Origin of the sequence: Vibrio celticus (assembly GCF_024347335.1) — a bacterium.
GTDB classification, from domain to species: domain Bacteria; phylum Pseudomonadota; class Gammaproteobacteria; order Enterobacterales; family Vibrionaceae; genus Vibrio; species Vibrio celticus.
This window is the reverse complement of the sequence record NZ_AP025463.1, coordinates 1,133,416-1,154,696: the sequence shown is the minus strand read 5'-3', so window position 1 is coordinate 1,154,696 and position 21,281 is coordinate 1,133,416. Positions and strand designations below refer to the sequence as shown.

16 protein-coding genes are annotated in these 21,281 nt (G+C 45.5%); 6 read left to right on the top strand and 10 right to left on the bottom strand.

Features of this window, described 5'->3' with window-relative positions:
• Positions 1-102: 102 nt before the first annotated feature.
• From OCV19_RS05445 to OCV19_RS05430, 4 genes are all read left to right on the top strand, one after another.
• Positions 103-672 (top strand): hypothetical protein, encoded by a 570-nt coding sequence (locus OCV19_RS05445; RefSeq protein WP_065675681.1) that lies wholly within the window; start codon positions 103-105, stop codon positions 670-672.
• 6 nt (positions 673-678) lie between these two features.
• The gene (gene mfd / locus OCV19_RS05440) at positions 679-4,140 is read left to right on the top strand and encodes a transcription-repair coupling factor (RefSeq protein ID WP_065675680.1); all 3,462 of its coding nucleotides are present in this window, start codon (positions 679-681) and stop codon (positions 4,138-4,140) included.
• A gap of 63 nt (positions 4,141-4,203) precedes the next feature.
• A complete protein-coding gene (locus tag OCV19_RS05435) occupies positions 4,204-4,971 on the top strand; it encodes a peptidoglycan binding protein CsiV (protein ID WP_065675679.1) in 768 nt (255 codons plus the stop codon).
• Positions 4,972-5,108: 137 nt separating this feature from the next.
• Complete coding sequence (locus tag OCV19_RS05430; protein ID WP_065675678.1) at positions 5,109-5,654, top strand: GNAT family N-acetyltransferase; 546 nt, start codon at positions 5,109-5,111, stop codon at positions 5,652-5,654.
• A 111-nt stretch (positions 5,655-5,765) separates the two neighbouring features.
• Here OCV19_RS05430 and OCV19_RS05425 read toward each other — a convergent pair whose 3' ends face one another.
• From OCV19_RS05425 to hinT, 7 genes are all read right to left on the bottom strand, one after another.
• Positions 5,766-7,055 carry an NAD(P)/FAD-dependent oxidoreductase gene (locus OCV19_RS05425; protein ID WP_065675677.1) on the bottom strand — a complete coding sequence of 430 codons (1,290 nt, stop codon included), beginning with the start codon at positions 7,053-7,055 and terminating at the stop codon, positions 5,766-5,768.
• 512 nt (positions 7,056-7,567) lie between these two features.
• Positions 7,568-8,107: an alpha/beta hydrolase YcfP gene (gene ycfP / locus OCV19_RS05420; protein WP_009847155.1), complete on the bottom strand. Its 540-nt coding sequence runs from the start codon at positions 8,105-8,107 to the stop codon at positions 7,568-7,570.
• A gap of 108 nt (positions 8,108-8,215) precedes the next feature.
• On the bottom strand, positions 8,216-9,070 hold the full coding sequence (locus OCV19_RS05415) for a phosphotransferase (protein WP_065675676.1): 855 nt from the start codon (positions 9,068-9,070) through the stop codon (positions 8,216-8,218).
• A gap of 185 nt (positions 9,071-9,255) precedes the next feature.
• A complete protein-coding gene (gene lpoB, locus OCV19_RS05410; RefSeq protein WP_017107631.1) occupies positions 9,256-9,846 on the bottom strand; it encodes a penicillin-binding protein activator LpoB in 591 nt (196 codons plus the stop codon).
• An 86-nt stretch (positions 9,847-9,932) separates the two neighbouring features.
• A complete protein-coding gene (locus tag OCV19_RS05405; protein WP_065675675.1) occupies positions 9,933-10,316 on the bottom strand; it encodes a YcfL family protein in 384 nt (127 codons plus the stop codon).
• Positions 10,316-11,707 carry a COG3014 family protein gene (locus tag OCV19_RS05400; protein WP_065675674.1) on the bottom strand — a complete coding sequence of 464 codons (1,392 nt, stop codon included), beginning with the start codon at positions 11,705-11,707 and terminating at the stop codon, positions 10,316-10,318. Before OCV19_RS05400 ends, OCV19_RS05405 begins: the two co-directional genes overlap by 1 nt.
• Positions 11,708-11,982: 275 nt before the next feature.
• Positions 11,983-12,333 carry a purine nucleoside phosphoramidase gene (gene hinT, locus OCV19_RS05395; protein ID WP_017065295.1) on the bottom strand — a complete coding sequence of 117 codons (351 nt, stop codon included), beginning with the start codon at positions 12,331-12,333 and terminating at the stop codon, positions 11,983-11,985.
• Between the two features lie 277 nt (positions 12,334-12,610).
• Here hinT and OCV19_RS05390 point away from each other — a divergent pair, with 277 nt between their 5' ends.
• Together OCV19_RS05390 and OCV19_RS05385 are read left to right on the top strand one after the other, a co-directional pair.
• Complete coding sequence (locus OCV19_RS05390; protein WP_065675673.1) at positions 12,611-14,602, top strand: methyl-accepting chemotaxis protein; 1,992 nt, start codon at positions 12,611-12,613, stop codon at positions 14,600-14,602.
• A 198-nt stretch (positions 14,603-14,800) separates the two neighbouring features.
• Positions 14,801-15,967: a DUF1887 family protein gene (locus OCV19_RS05385; RefSeq protein ID WP_017065293.1), complete on the top strand. Its 1,167-nt coding sequence runs from the start codon at positions 14,801-14,803 to the stop codon at positions 15,965-15,967.
• A 196-nt stretch (positions 15,968-16,163) separates the two neighbouring features.
• Here the strand turns inward: OCV19_RS05385 and udp are convergent, their stop codons facing one another.
• From udp to OCV19_RS05370, 3 genes are all read right to left on the bottom strand, one after another.
• A complete protein-coding gene (udp, locus tag OCV19_RS05380) occupies positions 16,164-16,922 on the bottom strand; it encodes a uridine phosphorylase (protein ID WP_017632176.1) in 759 nt (252 codons plus the stop codon).
• Between the two features lie 283 nt (positions 16,923-17,205).
• Positions 17,206-19,554: a zinc/cadmium/mercury/lead-transporting ATPase gene (locus tag OCV19_RS05375; protein WP_065675672.1), complete on the bottom strand. Its 2,349-nt coding sequence runs from the start codon at positions 19,552-19,554 to the stop codon at positions 17,206-17,208.
• 155 nt (positions 19,555-19,709) lie between these two features.
• Complete coding sequence (locus tag OCV19_RS05370) at positions 19,710-21,173, bottom strand: MATE family efflux transporter (protein WP_065675671.1); 1,464 nt, start codon at positions 21,171-21,173, stop codon at positions 19,710-19,712.
• Positions 21,174-21,281: the final 108 nt, after the last annotated feature.

Here is a 21,281-nt window from a genome sequence, read left to right as displayed (position 1 = left end):
AATAGCCAAATTTCAAACAACTATTTGAGACTTTCAATTAACTGACCTTGATTACTGCGGCCACATAGCGATAATCAATAGATCACTTCAAGGAACTAACGCATGACAGAACAAGAGTTTTTCACCGTTCACCATAGCCTTACCGCTAATATTGAACCAATGGACAGCGGCTTCACTTTACCTTCTCAAATTCAATTCGAATCTGAGATCCCAGCACCATTTGTGGTGGCAAGTGAATTTAGCCAATTGGATCTGTTAGCTGACAGCGCTAGAACGGAACTGAAAAACAGCGACTTGAAGAATGTCACCAGTTTATTGGATGCACAAAACTCAAAATTAAACCTCTTGTTGAGCTTTATGTTATCGCAGCAAGATGATGAGAAATTTCGCACTCACACCTATTCATTTGGTGCGAGTCAGTTTTCCTGCTTTTCAAAAGCAGACATCGAACCGGGTCGCTTAGTAAAAGCCAAACTTTTTCTAGAGCACCCAGCTGCAGCCATTTATTGCTACGCAGAAGTATTTGCTAGCGAGGCGAAAGACTCAGGTTTCGAAATCAAATATAAATACGCTCATCTTCGCGATACCGACCAAGACCTGCTAATTAAAGCGGCACTTCATCAACAACAGAAACTCTTGCGTCAACGCTCTCTAGACCGAGATAACAAGTAAATTAACATGACCAAAAAATCCATATTTACACTACCTAAACTTAAAGGTGCCGGTGACAAAAAGCACATCGGTAACCTAGTCGGTTCGTCTCTCGCTCTTGCCATTGCCAAACTCGCAGAGCAACACAACAGCCATACCGTCTTGGCTGTACCCGACCCACAAGTGGCGCTTAAGCTTCAATCTGAAATTGAACAGTTTACGGCACATGAAGTCGCATTATTCCCTGATTGGGAAACGCTGCCATACGATAGCTTCTCGCCGCACCAAGAGATCATTTCAGATCGTATCGCTCGCCTTTATGCACTGCCAACACTAAAAGATGGCATCACGATCGTTCCGATCAGCACGTTATTGCAACGCCAGTCACCGCGAGACTTTTTGCTACAACACACGTTAATGGTGAAAACGGGCGATCTCTACTCGCTTGAGAAACTGCGCCTACAGCTTGAAAAGTCAGGCTATCGTTACGTTGATCAAGTGTTTGGCCCCGGCGAATACGCAAGTCGTGGTTCTATTCTTGACCTATTCCCAATGGGCAGTAAAGACCCGTATCGCATCGACTTCTTCGATGACGAGATCGACACTATTCGTACTTTCGATCCTGAAAACCAGCGTTCTATCGAAGACATCTCTGAGATCCGCCTGCTGCCTGCTCACGAATTCCCGACCTCGGAAACGGCGATTGAAGATTTCCGTATTCGTTGGCGCCAACAGTTTGATGCGCGCCGCGAACCAGAATCGGTTTATATGCAGGTTTCAAAAGGTACTTGGCCTGCTGGTATCGAGTATTGGCAGCCGCTGTTCTTTGATCACACTGAAACCTTGTTTGATTACGTTGCCGATGAAGCGCAACTGCTGATTCTAGGTGATGTCGAGACTGCAGTAGATTCATTCCTAACGGACGTTGCTCATCGATACGAACAGCGCGGTGTTGATCCATTACGACCACTGCTGACACCTGAGCAACTTTGGTTGAAGAAAGACGAACTATTCTCACACTTCAAACAGAAGCCACAGTTCAACCTAAGCCTAGAGTCGATTGAAGAGAAAGCAGGCCGCACTAACTTACCTGTCGTGTCATTGCCTGATCTCAGCGTTCAGCATCAAAATAAAGAACCTTTGGCTAACCTAAGAAAGTTCACTGAAGCCTTCGAAGGAAAAGTGGTCTTTTCAGTTGAATCTGAAGGCCGCCGTGAAGCACTGAGTGAATTACTTCGAGGCATCAAAGTTCGTCCAAGCGAAGTTGAAAACCTCGACGCGGCGATTAAAGGTAAAGACAAGTTCAGCCTGACCCTCGGTTCCGCGGAACATGGCTTTATCCACGAAGAGCAAAACATCGCCCTTATCTGTGAAAGCGACCTGTTGGGTGATCGCGTTGTTCAGCGCCGTAAGAAAGACAAAAAAAGTGTTAACAGCGACACTGTCATTCGTCACTTAGCCGAACTTAAACCAGGTCAACCTGTTGTGCACATTGACCACGGTATTGGTCGCTACATCGGCTTGCAAACACTCGAAGCCGGTGGTATGAAAACCGAATACGTAACCCTTGAGTATCAAAACGATGCCAAGTTGTACGTACCTGTTGCTTCTTTGAATCTCATCGGACGCTACTCTGGCGGCGCTGAAGACTCTGCACCACTGCATAAGCTCGGTGGGGAGGCATGGCAGAAAGCGCGTAAACGTGCCGCGGAGAAAGTCCGTGACGTGGCCGCAGAATTGCTTGATGTTTACGCCAAGCGTGAACTCAAACCAGGCTACAAATTTGTATTGGATCGCGGTCAATACGCAACCTTCAAATCTGGCTTCCCGTTTGAAGAGACCGATGACCAAGCGATGGCCATCAATGCGGTTATGTCTGACATGTGCCAAGCAAAAGCCATGGACCGCTTAGTGTGTGGTGATGTTGGTTTTGGTAAGACTGAAGTTGCGATGCGCGCGGCATTCGTTTGTACCGATAACAGCAAACAAGTAGCGGTTTTAGTTCCTACTACTCTACTTGCTCAGCAACACTTCGAGAACTTCCGTGACCGTTTCGCCAACTTGCCGATTCGTGTTGAGGTTCTATCCCGATTCAAATCAGCTAAAGAGCAAAAACTAATCATGCAAGATGTCGCCGACGGTAAAGTCGACATCTTGGTGGGGACTCACAAGCTGCTTTCGAGTGATATTAAGTTTAAAGACCTAGGCCTGCTGGTTGTCGATGAAGAACACCGATTTGGTGTGCGTCAGAAAGAAAAAGTAAAAGCGATGCGTGCGGATGTCGACATCCTAACGCTTACCGCAACACCAATCCCGCGAACGCTTAACATGGCAATGAGCGGTATGCGTGATTTGTCGATCATCGCTACACCACCCGCACGACGCTTGGCAATTAAAACCTTTGTTCGCGAGAGTGATGATGCCATCGTAAGAGAAGCAGTACTTCGTGAAATCATGCGTGGTGGTCAGGTTTACTTCCTACACAACCAAGTCGACACGATTGAGAAAACAGCTGAGTCACTACAGAAGTTGATTCCCGAAGCACGTGTTACCGTGGCTCATGGCCAGATGCGTGAGCGCGAACTGGAACGCATCATGAATGACTTCTATCACCAGCGCTTCAACTTACTGGTGTGTACAACCATCATTGAAACCGGTATCGACGTACCAACGGCAAATACCATCTTGATGGACAGAGCCGATAACCTTGGTTTAGCACAGCTGCACCAATTACGTGGTCGTGTAGGTCGTTCGCACCACCAAGCTTATGCTTACTTGTTAACGCCACACCCTAAAGCAATGACCAAAGATGCGATCAAGCGATTGGATGCGATAGCTTCGCTCGAAGACTTGGGCGCAGGCTTTACCCTAGCAACTCACGATTTAGAGATTCGTGGTGCGGGTGAGTTGTTGGGTGATGAACAGAGTGGTCAAATCCAATCGGTTGGTTTCACCTTGTACATGGAGATGCTTGAACAAGCGGTTGAAGCATTGAAAGAAGGTCGAGAGCCATCGCTTGATGACCTACTACGTGAACAAACTGAAATTGAGATGCGTCTGCCAGCACTATTGCCAGATGACTACATCCCAGACATCAACACGCGCTTATCAACGTACAAACGTATAGCGAGTGTGAGTGACACCGACGAATTGGCAGAGTTGAAAGTCGAGCTGATTGATCGCTTCGGCCTTCTGCCTGATGCAACCAAGAACTTGTTGTCAGTTTCTGAGCTAAAATTAGCCGCAGCGTCTATCAAAACGAAGAAAATTGAAGCTCACGACAAGGGTGGATTCTTAGAATTCTACCCGGATGCTGACATAAACCCGGCCTACCTTGTTAAACTGTTGCAATCTCAACCGCAAAAGTTTTCAATGGAAGGACCAACTAAGTTCAAGTTTACGATACCATTGGTCGACAGACGGAAACGAATTCAATTTGTTAGTGATTTATTGGGCGAATTCAGACAAAACTTGCTGCCTTCAGCATAAGACCCAATCCACTTGCACATATAAATTATCCAGCCGGTAGTTCGGCTGGAAGACGGAGTAAAAATGAAAAGACTGATCCCACTGCTACTATTGTTCGTCTCACTGCCAAGTTTGGCGCAGAGACAATTTGATATAGAAGTGATCATTTTTAAGCGTGCTGTTGATGCAGAGAAGGTGAACGAATCTTGGCCAAATACACAGCCTAAGATTTCACTTGAACGCGTTGGTTCATTTCAAGATACCCAATACCGAGCAAAGAAAGGCGTTCAAATGCTACCTTACTCGGAATACAAGTTAACGCCTCAGAAAGACAAGCTACGTAAACACGCTGGCTTTGAAGTTCTGATGCATACCGCTTGGCGTCAAGGCGACCAAGGTAAGAGCTCTGCACCTGTTTTCCATATTCAAGCAGGTAAAGATTTCTCTAAACAGTTTAATGCTGATGGCTCTGAAAAAGGCGCAATCACTACAGGCAGCGCTGATGGGTTCCAAGAAGAGACCATTGATAAGCCACTCTACGAATTAGACGGCAAGCTGCAAATCTACGTTCAGCACTACCTATACGCTGAAACGACATTAGATTTAAAAGCGCCAAGCGTTCGTGAAGTAACTCTACAAGAGCAACAAATCGAGCTAGATTCACCAGTAAGTGGCGCAGAAAGCAACGTCCAAGTGGGCAACCTAACTGAGATTTCTCCGATGGTTGAAGTCCAAGAGTTCCTTAAGAGCTACCGCATGGACCAGAAACGTCGTATGCGCAGCACAGAAACTCACTACCTTGACCACCCACTTCTTGGAATGGTAATTCAAGTTAGACGTGTAGCGCAGTAAGTTACTTGCCGATTCGGCTATAATTATATAAATAATTCAATCCGCCCTCCTAGTGAGGGCGTTTTATTAAGTGCTATCTATCTTTATTCTGTACTGACTCTCTTTGTTCAGTACTTACACGTTACTTGGTACGTCTTATGAGCCCTGAATTTCAGATCAACACACAAAATCTTAGCCTTAAAATCATTGAGGCCTCAGATGCTCAAGAATTTTCTCAACTGGTTAAGTCCTCCCCTAGCTTGTTGCCATGGGTCGACTGGTGTCATAGCGAGTTTTCTATCGTCGAAGCCGAGAAGTTTATTCTGGCGACTCGCTTAAACTGGGTGAAAGCCGATGCGTTTGGCTTTGGCATCTTTGAACGAAAAAGCGATAAGTTAGTCGGTATGGTTGCGATTAATGAGCTTTACCACACCTTTAATATGGCGAGTTTAGGTTATTGGGTGGGTGATGACTTTCAAAGGAGAGGGATCGCCAAAGAAGCGATGCTCGCCCTATTTGAATTTTGTTTCGCGCAACTCAAGTTAACGCGTTTGGAGATTGTCTGCGATACCGAGAACCTACCCAGCCAAAAGTTGATAGAGAAGTGTGGCGCTGAGCGAGAAACCATTGCCAAGAATCGATTTCTGTTTAACGGTAAGCCCAAAGATGGCGTGGTTTATTCTGTGCTGCCTCCAACGGCTTAACAGCAGAAATGAGTTCAACACCTGCGATAGCACGTAAGCGACACGATCAAAAAAGAGCTCCAAAGAGCTCTTTTTTATTATCAGCGTAATGCCCTTAGAAGGCTTACCTGATTAGTGAAGCTTTAGGTTTGGACGAAGTACACGGTTAATACGACCAACCAGCATCATCAGTGATGTTTTGATTAAGCCGTGAAGCGCCATCTGGTGCATGCGGTACAAAGAGATGTACACCACACGAGCAATACGACCTTCAACCATCATCGAGCCTTTCGTCAGGTTACCCATCAAGCTACCTACCGTAGAGAAACGGCTTAGTGAAACTAGCGAGCCTTTATCTTTGTAGATGTAATCTTTCAGGTCACGACCGTTCAACTTAGCAATGATGTTGCTAAATGCACAGCTTGCCATTTGGTGAGCCGCTTGTGCACGTGGCGGAACGAATGAACCATCTGCTTGTGTACATTGCGCCAAGTCACCGATAGCAAAGATGTTGTCATCCAAAGTTGTTTGCAGCGTGTTCTTCACAACCAACTGGTTGATACGGTTGGTCTCAAGACCACCGATATCTTTCATGAAATCTGGTGCTTTGATACCTGCAGCCCATACCATGATTTGAGCTGGGATCTTGTCGCCATCTTTGGTTGTTAGGCCGTCAGAATCCGCCTGAGTCACCATCGTATTCGTACGAACGTTCACACCAAGCTTGGTTAGCTCAGAGTGTGCTGCGCTTGAAATACGAGGAGGTAGAGCTGGAAGAATACGCTCACCCGCTTCAACTAGGTTTACGTTCAGCTTGCTTGAATCTAGGTCGCCGAAGCCGTAAGTACGAAGCTCTTTAACTGCGTTGTGTAGCTCTGCAGAAAGCTCTACACCTGTTGCACCCGCACCAACAATCGCGATGTCTACCGTGCCTTGACCGTTCTTAGCGTGAAGCTTTAAGAACTGGTTGTTCATTTCTGTACGGAAACGGTGTGCTTGCTCTGGACTATCAAGGAAAATACAGTTGTCACGAACGCCTGGAGTGTTGAAGTCGTTTGACGTTGAGCCTAGCGCCATCACAAGAATATCGTATTCAAGTTCACGGCTTGGCATCAGCAGTTCACCGTGTTCGTCTGTAAGCTCGCTTAGTGCAATCACTTTACGCTCACGATCGATGTCGTTCAGGCTGCCCATTTGGAAATCGAAGTAATGGTTTTTTGCGTGTGCACGGTAGCTTAATGCATCAACACCTTCATCCAGAGAGCCAGTTGCTACTTCATGAAGTAATGGTTTCCATAGGTGGCTTGCTTTACGGTCTACCAGAGTGATCTGGGCACGTTTCTTACGACCAAAAGTGCGGCCTAGCTTAGTTGCTAGCTCTAAACCACCAGCACCGCCGCCTACTACGATAATTTTTGTCACAATGACAATCCTCTACAAAATGAATAAATGGGGTTCGGCTCGATTACTCCAACCGATAAATTCTATGTATCTACTCGGCCTTGAATGCGAAGGCTGTTACAAATTGGATTACCGCGAAAAAGAATAACGACAGCTCACCGAGTAGTTAGAGGGATTACAAACAACAAATGTTGGTTTGTTGCTTTGCTCACATGGATAAAAAAGGTGACTACCTGAGAGGCAGAACACAAATTATGGGCAAGTTTTTTCACTCGCTCTCAATTTTTTTTGATATTTGTCAAAATATTTTGCTTTGGAACATTATATATAGCAAAAAGATGACCGCAACAAAAAAATCCTTACCCTCAATGAGGATTCGCGACTAATTAGTTAACGTTTGCGCAAACTGATCTATAAATGCGCAAACTCACAGATAAAACAGCGATAACCGCTTTATGAAACACGAACGCAAAAGTTCAGATGTAAAAAAGCAGCACTCATTGAGCACTGCTTTTATAAAGCATCCAGATTGATTAAGCGTTTTTGAACGCTTTCATTGCTTGAAGATGTTGAGAGATCTTTTTGAATTTATGACTCTCTTTCTCATCCCAGATTACGTCGTAGTAATCTTCTAGCGCGGCAGCGGTTTTGGTATTGTCGTGGATTTCATCTTCACGAGACAACACTACCAAACAGCGTCCTTTGTTTTTCATGCGGTACTGAGCAACACATTTAGTTGCGATGTCTTCGTACTCTTCTGGACGGTCAATTCGACCTACCATGTTGTTCTCAGGGTGCAGATTAGGGTTGAACACCACTTGCTTAATCCCACATAAGAAACCAATACGCTCAGACCAAAAACCACCTAAACCTACACCACAAATAATGGGATGCGGATCATCGGATTGCTCTATCACTTTATGCACTTCTTTTAGCAGATGCTGCATATCGTGTTTTGGATGCAAAGTACTGTAGTTGATGAAACGAACGTCATCATCAATGAATTGCAACTGCAGTATTTTTTCGTGATTGCCCGGACTTGTTGAGTCGAAGCCATGTAGATAGATAATCATTGTACCTCCCCCGTTGAATATTGGTACGTTTTGATCAATCTAACACGAAAAACAAGGTTTTAAAGGTAACAGCTGAGAAATTATATTTTTCACTTCCTAAACGTGATCCTAGCTACATAAAGTGTGACTCAGAGCCTCTGCTTCACGCAGATAACTTTCATCGCCCCAAAGCTGATGAGCAAGTAAATACCATAGCATCGCCATCATCTGGCTTCTTGGTAACCATGCTTCTACACCATCGAGCCAAGGCTGAACATCATCGATACCTCGCAGCTGGCAGTACTTCTCAACCGCTTCAGTGACTGGCACGCCAGCAACCGCAATGGTTAATGTTAAATCGAGCCTAGGGTCTGCGAGCGCAGCGTATTCCCAATCAATAATCTTAATGCCGTCACTGTTTCTCACTAGGTTATAACCACCTAAGTCAAAATGGCACAAAGACAGGTCAACATTGGTAATACTCGGAGCCACGCGCCACTCTTGATAAATCTTAGTGCAGGCTTCGGTCTTATGAATCGCATCAAGCTGCAGCCAGTAATGGTCGACTCGCGCCGTGAAACTGAATGGTTGCAGTGGTAATCGCGCAGTATTAACCAGATGCACTGAGATCAGCGTCTTCAACAAATCATCAAGCTCTAAGCCTTCGTAAAGCGTCTCACCCGCAATCCATTCAACCAATAAGCCTTGCTCATTGACCACTATTGGACTTGGTCCAATACCTAGACGTTCAATCGTAGACAGCACTTGGTACTCTTCATGACGAGAGATGAAGAACGCTTTGGTGATAGGAGTGGTTGGCCGCCAAACATACGCTGTGCCATCGGCTAACACCAACTTCCAACATCGATTGGTCAACCCGCCGGTCAGCGTTTGAGCTCTAACAGGTGGCTCAGAAAAGTAACCATCAAGCGAACTCAAACTGGTATCAAGAAGCTTAGCTTCAGACCAAGAAAAAATTGCCATATTTACTCCCTATAAACGTCTTCATTCCCTACAAAAAAGACACTGACCAAAAGCCAGTGTCTCTTCATAAACAGCACATCATGCACTGCATTGGCGTGTGACCAAGCTATACGCTGTCAAAATTAAGCGCTGCCAATACTAGACGCTGTCAAAACTGGCTGCGTTTAGTTGGCAAGTAAGCAAAATTAAAGGCCTAGTAGGCTCTTAGATTGTTGCTTACGGATTTCAGTCTCGTCAGCCCATTCAATCAAGCCAGACTCAAGGTCCATTAGACGCATCGTCATTTTGTAGTAAACGTCTTCGTCGCTACCGTCTTTCTTAACGATGCTTGATAGGTTGCCGTACAGCATGTACTGAGCACCAACCATTTTACCGAATTGAATTGCTGAACTTTGGTTTACAAGCTCATCGTTGTTTTGGAAGTTCAATTGGTCACGAACAGACTCTACACGGTCCATATCAACGAAACGGAACTTACCAGAGTTCAACATCTTCGTACTGATGGTGTCAGTGATTGACTCAGTATCGATGTGCTCACTTGTTTTGTTCTTGATTCGCTCTACAAACACGATTGGACGCTGTTCACGAGTAATGTAAGACACAGAACCAGACGCCATCATGCTATCGACCATTTCACCCGCAATCGTTTGAAGGTCAGTTGAACCGAAATCGATTGTCGTGGTTTCTACTGCTTGTGCATCACCGTAGCTTACCTTGTTTGAACAACCGCCTAAAATAACCGCTAAACCTAGTAGCGCAATGACACTCTTTTTCATTTTGTTTCCTCAACTTATCACTGAGCGGGGTTACCCACACTCTTAAATTCTTGTATTTACGAATCATTAGACCCGTTTAATCTAACTTACTGTTCTCGGAACTGGACTCTGAACTGAGTCGCTTTCGGGTTTACCGACACTTCCGACAACGAAATACTTTCAAAACCACGAACAATCGCTTGCTTCCAAGGACCTTGTTTAAGGTTGACCTCAAGCCCGGCATCGTCGTACCAGTAAAAACGATAAAGGATATGTTGATCGCCTTTATAGTTACTGTTTAAACGAACGATTCCTCGCGTATGACCATCAACCAGATCGGTGCGAATATCTTCAACCTGTAAACGGCTGCCCAATACCTTGTCACCAAAGAAAACGTTCTGAGTCAGACTATCGACCCTTACACCAGCTGTATTATCAGCACAACCAGCCAGAGCCATAACCGCTGCTAAGCTCATTAACCACTTTTTCATTACAGCCTCCCTAGCTGTTTATGCCACATTGTTGCGTTGTTTCCTTGTCGAGAAATCCACACCAAGGTGGTCTGCCCTTCTCGAATATCAAAGTCGTACGTTTTAGCGCCCGCTTCTAACGTATATTGACCGCTGTTTGCTACAAACGTGCTGCTGTTAATCTCTGCAGGTAATGATTGCCAACTGCGAGTGTCTGGTTGCTCTGTCAGTGTGTTCCACACGTTGAACAGAATATTACCGACATCATCGCCTTTGGTTGCTTCTTTACGAATGCGATCTTTCGCGACGACACGCAGCGCTTGGCGAATAACAATGCTCGTCATACGTTCCGATAAATCGTTCTGCGCCATCGCGTTTACGTCAGTGATCAAGTGTTCTTGTAACGGCTGACCGTTGATTCGCAAGGCAGAAAAACGCTCTACGTTTTGACTTGGGTAATATGGCAGCGCAAGAGAGTATATTGCCCCCTGATCGCGACTGTCATAAACAGGTAAATCTAGTCGCCAACTGTCCATAGCTTGTACAGCGCTCTGCTCTTGAAGAACAATCACTCGCCCTTCACCTGCACTAAGTTTAGAAGATTGCTTATAGCGTTTTTCTAATGTCGCTAAATCTTGTCGCATCCCTAAACGAGCGGCTGTTGCCATGGTTCTATCGATGATTTCTTGGTTATCTGGCATCACAGCCAAAGCACGACGATAGTCAACGTAGGCGCTGTTCAAATCATTTGAAGCTTCATAAAGCAGACCAGACAAGAACATCAGATACGCATTCTGTATCGACTGCAGCTTTTTACCCGCATCAGGGTAATTGGCAAGTATGCTACCCACATTGGCAGACAAGCCTTGCTTCTTCGCATCGCTGGCAGCTTTGTCTAACTCAGCTTCGCGTTGCTTCTTCGCTTGTTCTTGAACTTGGTTGGCGCGACGCATTTCGATCACCGCACCTTCTAAATCGTTTTTCTTGAGGTAATTTAAACCGAGATACAGATGAAGAAAGCCCAACTCATAATCGGCTGGCACATACTCAGTAATATTGTCATTCACAGCCAACGCACCCACACTGGTTGCACTGTCTGAGATTGAGATCACGGCTTTGCGTTGCTGCTCAGTCACCGCCTGATCAGCCACTTCAAACGAAGCCTTACTCTCAGGGTATTTTTGATCCAGCAGATTAATTCTGCCTCTTTCAAAGTTATCAAGGATGTCGCCTGCCGCGTAATCTGGTAGCTCTTGTTGAGCCTCTGAATAATCTCCAGATTTAACGGCTTGGTAGATCGCTTTGTTTTGTGCGCTGTAATGACTGAACAGGCTTCCTGCAGACATACTCGCACAACCTACGGTCAACGCCGATAACAGGGCAATGGAAGCGAATCTAAACTGTTGCTTCACTTATCGTCTCCGTGCATGTTTAAAATGCCAACTTTATTAGTCTCATTATCAAAACGAAACGTGTTGTAAAAAGGATCTCAAGCCAGTGAAACCCTACTGAGATAGCCTCTGCCTAAGCGATGCCGACATTCAGACAACAGATAGAACTTAAAGTTGGCATACAAACTACAAATTTTCCAACTAACTACTTGTGTTAACCCACTAATGAGAGCGTTTAAACTAGCGCATTAGCTTTCATTAACTCGTTAGCTTTTCATTAGCTCATTAACTTTTTATTAGCTCATTAATAGGGGGCCAAGTGGACGGCCACCAACCAAGTGCATGTGAATATGATAAACCTCTTGGCCACCGTGAGAGTTACAGTTCACGATAAGACGATAGCCATCTTCTGCGATGCCTTCTTCTTTTGCTAACTTGCGAGCAACAGTAAACATGCGCCCCATCATCGCTTCATCTTCGACTTCAACATCGTTGGTTGTCGGAATCAGCTTGTTTGGGATGATTAGGATATGGCTTGGCGCGCGAGGGTTAATATCGCGAAATGCGGTTACTAAATCGTCTTGGTATAGTAGATCTGCTGGGATTTCTTTGTTGATGATCTTAGTAAAAATGGTTTCTTCAGCCATGTTTCTCTCCGATAAAACATTTATTTTTTAATGCTTTGAGTATGCGCTATGCCGCATCAAACCACAATAAATCTGCTTTAAAGCATAATAAAAAACACCGTTCAAATCAAAGAAAACGAGCCTTAGCTCTCAAGAATCGCATATTGGTTATAACTGAGCGCTATTTTTGACGTGTGCGTCATAAAATGCGTAAGCCGAGCTCAATAGAATGCTGATAATTTTGTTAGTTTTACTTTGACCTGACATTAGGTCTGCATTTTTATTTAGGGAGAAAGCCATGAAGGGATCTGTGATCAAGCGTATGTACGCTGGTTTCGCACTGATCATCATCATGTTCGCAGTCACGATAACCATCATGATGAACAGCATGAATCAGATACACAGCAATTTTGAGAGTGTCTCAGAAACCTCATTACCACTTGTCGCGCTTTCAAATCAAACGAGTGTTCAATTGCTTTCTGCTGATAAGTCATTCAAAGATTTCTTAACCACACAAAACGCTGAACGCATGTCTGCAATGCGTACAGAATTTGCTGCATCACAAAACTCGTTTTCAGAAGTTCTCGGTAGTTTAGAAGCGGCAAGCCAAAACAATGCTTCACTTGTTGAACGTATCGCGCGATTAAGAGCAATGGAAGAACGCTACTTCGCCGAAGCTGACGAAGCGATGAGTAACTACGTTGCGATGTTCGAAGCACAAGAACAAGTGCAAAAAGCCTCTCGTGACTTCCAACGCTTACATTCAGAATTAACCGTTGGCATGAAAGAGTACGTTGCCGATCAAAAAAGCATCTCTGTAAAAGTGATGGCAAAGAGCTACTTCATCAAACTGCAAGACGCAGAAGTTATTACCTCTGATGCACTTGCTAGCTCTGATGTAGCCTTCGTTCAAAAAGCCGTTAACCAAAATAAAAAGGCCGTTACTCACCTTAACTACGCTTATCGTGGCCTATCAACACAACTACCAGCACTTAAAAATGTCTTTGATGAATCAGTTCAAAAGTTCACCAAAGATGTTGGTCAGAAAGGCGGTGTCTTGGACAAACACAACAACTACTTGAAAGCGAAAGAAGCTCTGTATATCAACATTGCAAACCTCGCCGTAGAAGTAGACCAAGCAATGGCAGTGCTAGATTCATTCAACGTGACCGCTGAAGAGCAACTGAACTCGTCGTTAGCTGACGCAAGCAGCATCTACGACAAAGGCCTATTCAATGCGATCGCAATTGGCATCATTGTGACCGTATTCGCTGCAGCGATTGGTTACCACGTAGCACATAGCGTAAGAGAGCCATTAACTCGCATTCTCGGGACATTAGAAGGCCTGACTCAAGGCGATATGACTCAACGTATCGATATTCGCTACGACAACGAATTCAGCCGTGTGAGTCGCCACATCAACACCTTGGCGGACAACTTGCACAATATCCTTGTGAAGCTGAATGATGCTTCAGATGACTTAACCAAGACAGCAAGCGTAAACCAAAAGACTTCTTCTGAAACGCAAGCTCAGCTGAACAGTCAACGTGAACAAACGGCAACTGTCGCGACCGCAATGACAGAGATGTCTCATTCTGTACAAGAAGTGGCAAACAGCGCGCAAAGCTCACTCACCATGGTTCAACAAGTAGAATCGGCTTCTGAGTCTGGTCGTCAGATCATGAACACCAACATTAGCACTATCAATCAGCTTGAGGTTCGCCTTACTGAGTCTGTGGGTGCTGTGGGCGAGCTACAACAAATGAGTAGTCAGATTGGTTCAATCCTTGACGTTATTCGTGGCATTGCTGAACAGACCAACCTACTTGCACTTAATGCGGCAATCGAAGCAGCGCGTGCTGGCGAACAAGGTCGTGGTTTTGCAGTTGTTGCCGATGAAGTACGAGTGCTAGCGCAAAAGACCACTCAATCAACGTCAGAAATCGAAACCATGATCAGCAACCTGCAATCAAGCTCGAAAACAGCAAGTAACGTGATTGAAAGTTGTATGAGCGACATGGATATGTCGGTTCAACAAGCTTCAAGTGCAAACAGTGCGATGGAAGAGATCCAAGCATTGATTCTAGAGATCAGCCACATGAGCACACATATCTCTCAAGCAGCCGCAGAGCAGAGTGAAACGTCTGGCGATATCGCGCGTAATATCGAAGACATCAACCACATCGCAGATAAGAGTTACCAAGCGATGTCATCAATTGCAGAAGCCAGCCAAAACCTAACGATTCTGGCAAATCAGCAAGGTGATTTAGTACATCAATTCAAACTATAGATAAATGAAGAATCGATAGATATTTAGTGAGATTGTTGAGACTTCTTACCCAATAGTGGTAACTAATTGAGCTAGGGCAACTTTTATCAAGGGTTGCCCTTGTTTTTTATGAGCTTTGTCATTATATGATTATTAAGGCTTGCTGCTTCCCGTTTTTTTCTTTCACCTTTATGAGCGAGCCGCTATTAAGGAATTTATATGGCTGTTCATGTTGGCATTATCGATCAAGACCCCATTCGCTTGCTCACCCCATTACTTGATAACCGAACGGTCAGCACTCACATCGTGTTTATCGGCGACAAAAATCAAGTCAGTATGTACAAACGTTTAGACAGCGTTTTGCACAAGCGCGACATTACGAGTGAGTTTTTCGAAATTCCAACCATCGTAAATACATCCGTCATTAAAGAATCGATCCAAACCCTTGCTGAAGACCTCAAAGCACGCGGTCAAGAAGTGAAGCTCAACGCAAGTTGTGGCCTTCGTCACCGCCTACTTTCTGTGTACGAAGTATTCCGTACTTACCACTGGCCAATCTTCGTGGTTGAACCAAACAGTGACAAGCTGTGCTGGTTGTACCCAAATGGTAAAGAAGATGCACAAGTTCAAGACCGCATCACTATCGACGACTACCTGACTGTGTTCGGTGCTCGCGGTGAATTCAGCGATGTTCAGCTGTCTCCGCAACTGGATCAGAAACTTTATGAACTGGGTGAACGTTGGGCAAGTAACGCACTCGAATTAGGCCCTGGCCTGGCGACATTGAACTACCTAGCAACGACCTGCCGTAAAGAACAAAAACTTGATGTAGGGCTATCTGAGAAGCAACAAGGCTATCGCGAGCTCAACATGCTGCTGAGCGATTTGGTTGAAGCTAAGATTGCGACTTACGACAACGGTATTTTAACCTTTGCTAATGAAGACGCGCGCCGCTTCTCAAACGGTGAATGGCTTGAAACATTGGTTCACAGCACAGTTAAACAAATCCAAGACGACATGCCGACCATTCAAGATCGTTCTTTGAATGTTCAGGTATACCGTCAACTGGGTGAACGTGAGGTTCGTAACGAGCTTGATGTTGCCTCAGTGGTGAACAATAAGCTGCACATCATCGAATGTAAGACCAAAGGCATGCGTGATGATGGTGATGACACCTTGTATAAACTGGAATCGCTTAGAGACCTGCTAGGTGGCCTACAAGCACGTGCTATGTTGGTGAGCTTCCGCCCTCTTCGTCATAACGACATCACACGAGCAGAAGATCTTGGCCTTGCATTGATTGGCCCTGACGAATTGAAAGATCTTAAAACACACCTAACGGCATGGTTTACGGCTGCGGGTGGCAGTGAAGATCTAGAGTACTAAAAACCAATAAACTCACGAGAGCTCAATGCTCTTAAGCAGATTGTTAAAAAGGCGAATGACGATTAAGTCACTCGCCTTTTTTGTTGTCTGTTTTCTCTATTGATTACTTTGAGATGGCACAAAAAAATGGCCGTATCATTCGATGCGGCCATTTTCAAAATTTAATGTCACTTGAAGACTAAAAGCACTTTAGGACTTAAAGCATTTTACGAGCAGCTTCTACAACCACTTTGATTGAACGTGCTTCCGTTACTTTTAGTGTGTCGTGATCAGGCGTCTCTTTTTGAGTACGGTTGATGATTACACCAGCAACACAACCTGCTTTCAGACCAGAACTTGCACACATTGTTAGTAGTGTTGCAGATTCCATCTCGAAGTTCAGAACGCCCATGTCTTGCCATTCTTGCATAGAACCTTGGAAACGCTTAACAACGCGACCAGAGAACGTGTCGTAACGCTCTTGACCTGGGTAGAACGTATCACTTGAAGCCGTTACGCCCATGTGAACTGCTGCGCCAGACTCTTCAACTGCTGCTTTCATTGCTGTCGCTACTTCGAAGTCAGCAACCGCTGGGAACTCCATTGGAGCAAAGTGCAGGCTAGCACCGTCTAGACGAACAGAACCTGTAGAAACAATCATGTCACCCACGTTTACGTGAGGTTGGATTGCACCAGTCGTACCAACACGTAGGAAAGTGCGAACACCAAGTTGAGCAAGCTCTTCAACTGCGATAGAAGTCGATGGACCACCAATACCTGTTGAACATACAACAACTGGTTTGCCGTCTAGCTCTGCGCGGTAAAGCGTGTATTCACGGTGACTAGCAAGGAATACTGGGTTCTCCATCTCTTCTGCAATTTTTTGCACACGAGCAGGATCACCAGGGATGATCGCAAGAGTAGCACCGTTAAGATCTGCTTCAGTAACACCTAAGTGGAAAACAGCTTGAGACATAGTTCGCTCCTTTTGGCTTATTGGGCTTTTTACCCTTATTTAAGCTCATAGTAAATTCGTGGGGTACGAACACACTCTAACCAAGCTCACTACAAAATGAAGTGACACTCGTCACATGAATGATCGCAACAAGAATTCAAGTTTCACAAAAAACCGATTGGCATCACAAAAATAAGCAATCCGCACGCCTGTGTTGCATACTAATGAGACAAAAAGCGCCTTTAACGTATTACCGCTAAAGGCGCTTTTTATATTAAGAATGCTCTATGTCGGTGAACTCGATTTAATCCGCTTTAGATTTAAATCGAAGCAGACGCAATGCGTTCAATGTCACCAATGCAGTTGCACCACTATCCGCTAAAACTGCAACCCACAGACCGGTAATACCTAGCAAGCTTGTCACCAAGAATACGCCCTTCAAACCAAGCGCAAGGGCTACGTTTTGACGGATGTTGTTCATGGTCGCTTGCGACAGTTCAATCATCGCTGGCAGCTCAGTTAAACGGTTATGAGTCAGTGCTGAATCCGCCGTTTCCAAAGCGACATCCGTACCACCACCCATTGCGATGCCGACATTCGCCGTTTTCATTGCTGGTGCATCATTAATGCCATCACCGACCATCGCCACGTGCGACTGTTGAGATAACTCCTCAACGTAAGATACCTTGTCGCTTGGCAATAGGCTTGCCTTGTACTGCATACCAATCTTGCTACTGATCGCGGCTGCACTGCGCGGGTTATCGCCGGTCAGCATGATAGATTGAATACCTAATTCATTAAGTCGTTCAATCGCAAGCTTAGCGTCACTGCGTAACGTATCTTGCCAAGCAATCAGACCAATCACAGCCGTAGCTTGCTCTGTTAACTCTTCTTGATCTTTAACCTCAAGAACAACCACAACCGTCTTGCCCTCGCCTTCTAATGCTTCTACCTGAGAAACCACATCGGCACCAAGTTCGAACGTGACTTTAGACGGTGACAGAACCTGATACTTAACACCATCAACATCACCTTCAACACCACTACCAATCAACGCTTTCTTGTTGTGTGACTCTGGAATTTCGACATTCAGTTCTTTCACTTTAGCAACTAGCGACTGCGCCAATGGGTGAGTAGAACCCACTTCAATTGCTCCAACCACACGAAGCATCGCATCTTGTTGCCAACCCGATAGAGGCTGAATGTCCGTAACCTGAGGTTTACCTTCAGTCAGTGTGCCCGTCTTATCGAAGGCAATGGTTTGAATTTTTCCAAGCTGCTCTAGCGCTGCGCCGCCTTTAATTAGCGCACCACGTTTCGCGGCGGCTGCTAAACCAGACGTAATCGCGGCTGGAGTTGAGATAACCAACGCACACGGACAAGCAATCAACAATAGCGCTAAACCACGATAGACCCATGTTTCCCATGGCTGTGCGAACAACAATGGTGGTGTGATGATGACTAACAGAGCCACCAACATCATTAACGGTGTATACCAGCGACTGAACTTATCGAGGAATCGCTCGAGCGGTGCTTTACGAGATTCTGCTTCTTCAATCAGGTGAAGAATACGATCGATCGCGTTCTCACCCTGTTTTGAAGTGATGGTAATACGCACCACTTTATCTACCACCACAGCGCCAGCCATGATGCTATTGCCTTCGATATGTTCAACAGGAACAGATTCCCCCGTTAATGCACTTTCATCGAAGCTTGCAGCGTCGGTAATCAGTTGGCCATCAGCAGGTAAACGAGAGCCCGCCGCCACTTCAATCACATCACCGGGAACCAGTTCACTGACTGCAACTTCGACACGCTCGCCGTTGATGATCTTGGTTGCGTTTTCTGGTACCAATGCCATTAGCGCTTGAACGCCACTTCTTGCTCTTGATGAAGCAAACGCTTCTAAGCGCTCACCAATCAAGAACAACATTAAAACCATCGCCGCTTCCGCGGTTTCGCCCAGGTACAAGGCACCCAGCGCGGCAACACTCATTAGAGTTTCTATTGCGAAAGGTGTACCTGAACGTGCCAACTGAACCGCTTTCTTAGCCACCGGATATAATCCGAGTAGACAGGTTGCGGTGAATAAGCCTTCACTTAATTGAGGATATGTACTTTTCAGAAGCGCAGCGAACAGCATTGCCGCTGCAATCGCGATAATCTGAAAATTAGGTTGGATGTACGCTTGCCAAAAAGTCTCAGGTTGTTGTTTTTCTTTCTTAGAACCGACTTCCGAAAGAGGGAAACCCGTTTTGATAGAGACCTGTTCAATGGTGTCGGCAAGACTTTCATTATCGAATTTAACAACCAGTTTTTCGGTAGCAAAGAGAACCTTCGCTTGAATAACACCGTCAATATTACTGATCGCGTTTTCTATTTTTCTTGCACAAGCTGGGCAGTCCATTCCGGCAACCAGCCAACTTTTGGAAAATTGGGCGTTAAGAGACTCAGTTAAGGGCAGCCGGTCTTCTTCTCCACTGTCTGAACCACAACAATCATCTGCTGATGCAGAAGCCGTCGTAGAACTACAGCATGATGAAGTACCCGCTGCCGTGATGCTGGAAATTTTAGGGCTAGAGCAACTTGCTCCTGCCGCTTGAGGTTGAACGTCCACTTTTGTTGAGCGGCACGCTGCATGTTTTGCGCACATAATGTATCTCCTTAATACTCAAAAGCCTTGAGGTTGTTGCTGGCTAATCACAGCAACCAAACCTTAAGTTCATCAAAAGTATAAACCTTGGAGGCTACTCCAAGGTCAAGAAGAAGTTTTCAAGAAAACAAAAATATTATGCCAGCGCCGATGGCTTACTGAGATTTAAGCTCCGCACACTCTTCACGGTTTGCCGATACATCATCGATAAGCACCGCATCGTGTGAACAAAACGGCTGAGTGTTCAAACTGACAATCGACACATCATCTTCCACTGGATCAACTTGAGAACCTTGCATCAGCTCAGCGATATGATGTCGAAGTACCAAGATACCTAAAATCCCGAACAAAACATTACCCAAGGCTTGACCATAGAGAACACCCAAAGCGCCATACCACTGCGAACCTAGATAGACGAACGGCAGAGTACCTAACGTCGCTTTGCCCAAATTCAATGCTGTCGAGTAAAGCGGTTTGCCTAAGTTATTAAAAGAGGTGTTGGCAACAAATAGCGCACCGTTAAAGGTGAAGGTTAAAGCCACATAGGTACAGAAAGCTGCCACAATAATTGCTGCATCACCTTGTAGACTAAAGCCTTGAATGACATAACCTTGAACGAAGTACAACAAGATACAAACGGCAATGGTGTATGCCGTAGTAACCAATAATGAGTTGTTGAGTGTTTCTTTTACTCTGTCCATGCGTTCAGCACCAAAGTTCTGACCAATGATTGGCCCCACAGCGCCAGACAAGGCAAAGATAACCGCAAAACAAACTGGCGTCAGACGACCTATCACGGCAAAGCCCGCGACAAAGTCCTCACCATATTGTGCGATACCCGTTGTCACAATCGCATTACCGATAGGCGTTGCGGTATTAGTGATAATCGCAGGCAACGCAATCGCCAATATTGGTCGAATATTAAGACGCCATTGCACAAAAGAAGGCGGAGCCACCAGCTGATGGCTGCGAATAAGAGGATAAAGCGAAAAGAATAGCACCGAGAAACGAGCGACAACCGAAGCGATAGCCGCCCCTTCGATGTTCCAACCAAAACCAAAAATAAACAGAGGATCGAGAATCGCGTTAACAATGCCGCCCGACAAAGTTGCCCACATCGAACGTTTGGCATCACCTGCTGCTCTTAAGCCCGCACCCGCTGCCATCGCTAACGCCAAAAATGGACCACTTGGTAGCAAAATCTGTAGGTAAGCTTGAGCGCGCTCGGCCGCAATCCCTTTAGCGCCTATCGCGGCTAGCAGCTCTGGAATATAAGCGAACATGATTGCAGTTATGGTTGAACTGATAACAAACGCAGTCATCATGATACTGGTGCTTAGGTTTCGAGCGTGCTCTTGATTCTTTGAGCCGATGGCTTTGGACACTAATGCGCCCATGGCAATGGAAGTACCAATCGAAACGGAGGTAGAGAAAAAAGTCAGCGTACCTGCAAAGCCTACCGCAGCAGCCAATTCGACCTGTCCGAGCATACTGATAAACAGCATGTCGAGTAAGTCGACCACAAATAACGCCATCAAACCGACAGAGCCAGCCCCCGACATCACCAATATGTGGCGCATCGTTGAACCTTCAATAAACTTTGCCGTTTGATTTGACATGAAACCTCCAAAAGTTGGAATACCCAAGAGCTAAAGCCCAATCAACAGATCAACAGGCTAGGGACCCACAAAGAAAGGATCGACCAAAAAAAGCGCTATACAGAAAAA

Bases quoted from the DNA above. Each gene is read 5' to 3' on its own strand.
- OCV19_RS05445 (WP_065675681.1), top strand. From the start codon at position 103: ATGACAGAACAAGAGTTTTTCACCGTTCACCATAGCCTTACCGCTAAT.
- OCV19_RS05415 (WP_065675676.1), bottom strand. From the start codon at position 9,070: ATGGCAATTTTTTCTTGGTCTGAAGCTAAGCTTCTTGATACCAGTTTG.
- OCV19_RS05385 (WP_017065293.1), top strand. From the start codon at position 14,801: ATGGCTGTTCATGTTGGCATTATCGATCAAGACCCCATTCGCTTGCTC.
- mfd (WP_065675680.1), top strand. From the start codon at position 679: ATGACCAAAAAATCCATATTTACACTACCTAAACTTAAAGGTGCCGGT.
- OCV19_RS05435 (WP_065675679.1), top strand. From the start codon at position 4,204: ATGAAAAGACTGATCCCACTGCTACTATTGTTCGTCTCACTGCCAAGT.
- OCV19_RS05370 (WP_065675671.1), bottom strand. From the start codon at position 21,173: ATGTCAAATCAAACGGCAAAGTTTATTGAAGGTTCAACGATGCGCCAC.
- lpoB (WP_017107631.1), bottom strand. From the start codon at position 9,846: ATGAAAAAGAGTGTCATTGCGCTACTAGGTTTAGCGGTTATTTTAGGC.
- ycfP (WP_009847155.1), bottom strand. From the start codon at position 8,107: ATGATTATCTATCTACATGGCTTCGACTCAACAAGTCCGGGCAATCAC.
- OCV19_RS05430 (WP_065675678.1), top strand. From the start codon at position 5,109: ATGAGCCCTGAATTTCAGATCAACACACAAAATCTTAGCCTTAAAATC.
- hinT (WP_017065295.1), bottom strand. From the start codon at position 12,333: ATGGCTGAAGAAACCATTTTTACTAAGATCATCAACAAAGAAATCCCA.
- OCV19_RS05390 (WP_065675673.1), top strand. From the start codon at position 12,611: ATGAAGGGATCTGTGATCAAGCGTATGTACGCTGGTTTCGCACTGATC.
- OCV19_RS05375 (WP_065675672.1), bottom strand. From the start codon at position 19,554: ATGTGCGCAAAACATGCAGCGTGCCGCTCAACAAAAGTGGACGTTCAA.
- OCV19_RS05405 (WP_065675675.1), bottom strand. From the start codon at position 10,316: ATGAAAAAGTGGTTAATGAGCTTAGCAGCGGTTATGGCTCTGGCTGGT.
- udp (WP_017632176.1), bottom strand. From the start codon at position 16,922: ATGTCTCAAGCTGTTTTCCACTTAGGTGTTACTGAAGCAGATCTTAAC.